General features: G+C 75.4%; 4 protein-coding genes and 1 pseudogene. All 5 read left to right on the forward strand.

Going from position 1 to position 3,855, the window contains the following annotated elements:
• Window positions 1–199 (forward strand): annotated as a pseudogene (locus VF825_RS18000) (hypothetical protein); the annotation flags it as partial.
• A 650-nt stretch (window positions 200–849) separates the two neighbouring features.
• Window positions 850–1,575: a septum site-determining protein Ssd gene (gene ssd, locus VF825_RS18005; RefSeq protein WP_331115936.1), complete on the forward strand. Its 726-nt coding sequence runs from the start codon at window positions 850–852 to the stop codon at window positions 1,573–1,575.
• Window positions 1,576–1,714: 139 nt separating this feature from the next.
• Window positions 1,715–2,737 (forward strand): TadA family conjugal transfer-associated ATPase, encoded by a 1,023-nt coding sequence (locus VF825_RS18010; RefSeq protein WP_331115938.1) that lies wholly within the window; start codon window positions 1,715–1,717, stop codon window positions 2,735–2,737.
• Window positions 2,734–3,504, forward strand: a complete 771-nt coding sequence (locus tag VF825_RS18015) for a type II secretion system F family protein (RefSeq protein ID WP_331115940.1) — start codon at window positions 2,734–2,736, stop codon at window positions 3,502–3,504. The genes VF825_RS18010 and VF825_RS18015 overlap by 4 nt, the downstream gene beginning before the upstream one ends.
• Window positions 3,501–3,855 (forward strand): type II secretion system F family protein (locus VF825_RS18020; RefSeq protein WP_331115942.1); only part of this gene is annotated, 355 nt, incomplete at its 3' end. The genes VF825_RS18015 and VF825_RS18020, both read left to right, overlap by 4 nt.

Here is a 3,855-nt window from a genome sequence, read left to right on the forward strand (position 1 = left end):
CCCGACCGGGGTCGCGGTGCCCGAGGCCGGGCACGGCGCGCAGGGCGGGGCGGCCTACCTGGGGGCGCTCACGGCATACAGCACCGGCAGCCGCGAGGGGGTCGGCCTGTGGCTCAACCACTGCGCCCAGGCGGTCGTCACGGGAGCGCGTGAGGGGCAGCGGATCGCTGACGCGGTGCTCGCCGGTCGACTCGGCTGACGCCACGCCCGCCGGGGAAGCGCCTGCAAAGTCAAGTCTTTCGTTTGGCAACGGGGGCGAGTAGACAGGTCTTGAGCCGACGGGCGGGAGCCCGACGACCACCGCGAAGGACACGGGCACCCACGCGCGGGCAGTCCACTGGTGGACCGATCGTGGCGGGCTTGTCCCACTGCGACAAACGAATTCACGCCTGGTAACCCGTGGCGTTCGCGGTAGATGGCACCTCGTTCGCGAGGTGCCATCACCTTTTCCTGTGACTTTTGGGGCAAGGGTTTGCGCTCGGGCCCCGAGTGCCCCACTATGGAACGTGCGCGCTCCCTTCCGAGGTCGAGCGCGCCAGCGCACCAGCTCCTCCCCCCCGGAGCTTGGCGCGTTGACGGCCCCCGTTGTCCCCCCGACGGGGGCCGTCCCCTTTCTCCAGCCAGTTTCGTTTCTCCAGCCAGTTCCGTTGGGGCCCTTGCCCACGAACACCTGCCAGCCCGCGTCCTGGTGTAGCTCCAGCCCGGGAACGCGGGTTGAGCCGTGGCCGGTGCCACAGCGGGTATGCCGTGAGCGGCCTTTGTCCACAAGCCCCCTCGCGTTCGTCCCACTGTCCACAGGCCCGCGGTGTCACCTGTCGTCACGGTTCGCCCCGCCCGAGGCTGGGCGGCATGACAGCTCACGTGATCGGCGTCGTCGGGGGTTCCGGCGGAGTCGGTGCCACCGTCCTCGCCGCCGCCCTCGCCACCCGAGCCGCGGCCACCGGGCGCACCGTCGCCTGCGTCGACGCCGACGTGCTCGGTGGAGGACTTGACGTCACCTTCGGCCTCGAGCAGGAGCCGGGCCTGCGCTGGCCCGACCTCGCCGCCGCGCTCGGTCGGGTCGGCGGCCCCGAGCTGCTGCACCGGCTCCCGGCCACCGACGGTGTGGCGGTCCTGTCCTTCGACCGCACCCGACCGGGTGCTCCGGCTGATGAGGCGCGCGAGGAGGTGCTGCGCGCACTCACGTCCTGCCTCGACGTCGTCGTGCTCGCCCTGACCCGTGCCGACGCACCCTTCGGACAGGCCCTTGCCGCGGTGGCCGACGCGCTGGTCCTGGTGTCCGGCGACGGGGTGCAGGCGCTGGCCGGGACCAGCGCCGCCGCGGGGTTCCTGGGCCGAGACAACGACCAGCTCTGGCTGTGCATGCGCAGCGCCGGGCGCGACGACCGGGTGGCCGAGTCGCTGGCGGCCGCCGTCGACCTGCCCCTGGTGGCCACGATCGGGCACGACCCACGCCTCGACGCGGACCTGCTGCACGGCATCCCACCAGGGTCTCGCTCGCGCGGGCCGCTGGCCCGGGCCGCCGAGGCGGTGCTGGCGGCCCTGCTGCTGCCGGCCGAGCGGCGTGCCTCATGAGCGTCACCGACCCCGTCTGGGAGCAGATCCGCCAAGGCCGGCCGCCGTCGCCGGCTGCCGTGGCCGACGTGCTCGGGCCGGCACAGGTCACGCTCGGGGAGCGGGGCCTCGAACGCGCCGGGACGACCTCACCGCACGAGTGCTCGGTGCAGGCCCGCTGGAGCCTCTGCTGGCCGACGCCCGGGTCACCGACGTCCTGGTCAACGCCGCCTCGGGGGTCTGGGTCGAGCGAGACGGCCACCTGGCCCGGACGGGTGTCGACGTCGGCTCGGAGGCTGAGGTGCGCCGGCTCGCCGTCCGTCTCGCGGGATTGGCCGGACGCCGGCTGGACGAGACCTGTCCGTGGGTCGACGGGCTCCTGCCCGGGGGTGTGCGGCTGCACGCGGTGCTGCCGCCGCTGGCGGCCGACGGCACGCACATCAGCCTGCGCGTGCCGCGGCGCGTCGCCCCGACGCTGGCGGGACTGGGCGACCTGGGGGCGTTCGGTCCGGGCTGGTTGCCGGTCCTGCGGGCCCTGGTCCGGCGGCGCCGAGCGTTCGTCGTCACCGGAGGCACCGGCAGCGGCAAGACCACGCTCCTCGAGGCCCTGCTCGGTGAGGTCGACGGGGACGAGCGGCTCGTCGTCGTCGAGGACGTCCGCGAGCTGGCCGTCGACCATCCTCATGTCGTCCGCCTGCAGGCCCGGGCCGCCAACGTCGAGGGCCGCGGCGAGGTCACCCTCACCTCGCTGGTCCGGCAGTCCCTGCGCATGCGTCCCGACCGGGTCGTGGTCGGGGAGGTGCGCGGTGCCGAGGTGCGCGAGCTGCTCACCGCGCTCAACACCGGTCACGAGGGCGGCTGCGGCACCCTGCACGCCAACGCGTGCACCGACGTCGTCGCCCGGTTCGAGGCGCTCGGCGCCCTGGCCGGCATGAGCCCGGCCGCCGTGCACGCCCAGCTGCTCAGCGCGATCCAGGTCGTGCTGCACGTCAGCCGGCTCGGGGGACAGCGCCGCCTCGAGACGATCGGGGTGCTGCAGCGCGCCGACGGCCGTGCACCCGAGGTGGTCGCCGCCCTCGAGCGGGGTGCGGACGGGGAGCCGCGACGCGCCGAGGGGTGGCCGCGGCTGGCGGCGACCTGCGGGCTGGCCGACCCCAGCGACAGCCTCGGGGCAACCCGGTGAGCGCGCTCATCGCGCTGGCCCTGGGCGCAGCCGTGCTGCTGGCCGGTCGCCCGCCCGCGCCGCCACTCACGGGGCTTACCTCGCCCGCCGACTCGGTCGCTGCCTCGCCCGGGGCCGGCGCGACGCGGCCGGCCGGGTGGTTGCTCCGGCGGGTGCACGACGTCCTGCGCCTGAGGGCGGCGTCGCGAGACCGGGTGCTCGCCGCGACGATCCTCGCGCTGGTCGATGCCGTGGTCCCGGCGCTGGAGGCGGGGCTGCCACCGGCCTCGGCGTTCGTGCTCGCCGCCGACTCGGTCGCGCCCGTGGAGCAGCCGCGTCCCGGGCCCGCCGCTGCCTGGGCCCGGGCAGCCGGCCGGGCCGTCGCGGAGGGAGCGCCGGTGTCCACCGTCCTGGACCGCGGCGCCGACACCCTGACCTCGCGGGAGCTGGGGGTGCTGGCGGCCGCGTGGTCCCTCAGCGAGGAGACCGGTGGTCCGCTGGCTGACGCCGTCCGGACCGCAGGAGCGGTCGTGCGCGGCTCGATGGCACAGCGGGAGCGCATGCTCGCCGCGGTCGCGGGGGCGCGCTCGACAATGAACATCCTGACGGTGCTGCCGATTGGTGGTCCGCTGATCGCCGTGGCCGTGGGGCTGGACCCGTCGAGGCTCTACCTGGGGTCGCCGCTCAACCAGCTCTGCCTCGTGATGGGCGTGGTCCTGGCCCTGGTCGGACGGGTCTGGGTGCGCCGGCTCGTCGCCGTTGCCGTTCGCGGGCCGGTGCTCTCGTGACGGGGCTCGCCGCGGTGCTTGTGGCCCTGGCCGTCCTGCTCGTTGCCGCGCCCGCTCCGCCCCTGCCACTGCAGAGCCGGGCCCCCGGACCGGTCGTCCGGCCCGCTCCGCCGCTGACCATGCCCGACGTGTCCGACACCCTCGACCTGCTCGCCCTGGCCCTGCGCGGTGGGGCCGGCATCGTCCAGGCCATCGACGCCGTTGCGGACCGGGTCGGCCCGCCGGCGTCGGACCAGTTGCGCAGGGTCTCGGCGGCGCTGCGCTGGGGAGTGGAGGACTCCCGCGCCTGGTCGGCGGTCCCTGCCGCTTGGCTGCCGGCTGCCCGGGCGCTGCACATGGCGGCGACAGCCG

The organism is Oryzihumus sp., from assembly GCF_036391795.1.
In the GTDB taxonomy this organism is placed as follows: Bacteria; Actinomycetota; Actinomycetes; order Actinomycetales; family Dermatophilaceae; genus Oryzihumus.

Bases quoted from the DNA above. Each gene is read 5' to 3' on its own strand.
- ssd (WP_331115936.1), top strand. From the start codon at position 850: ATGACAGCTCACGTGATCGGCGTCGTCGGGGGTTCCGGCGGAGTCGGT.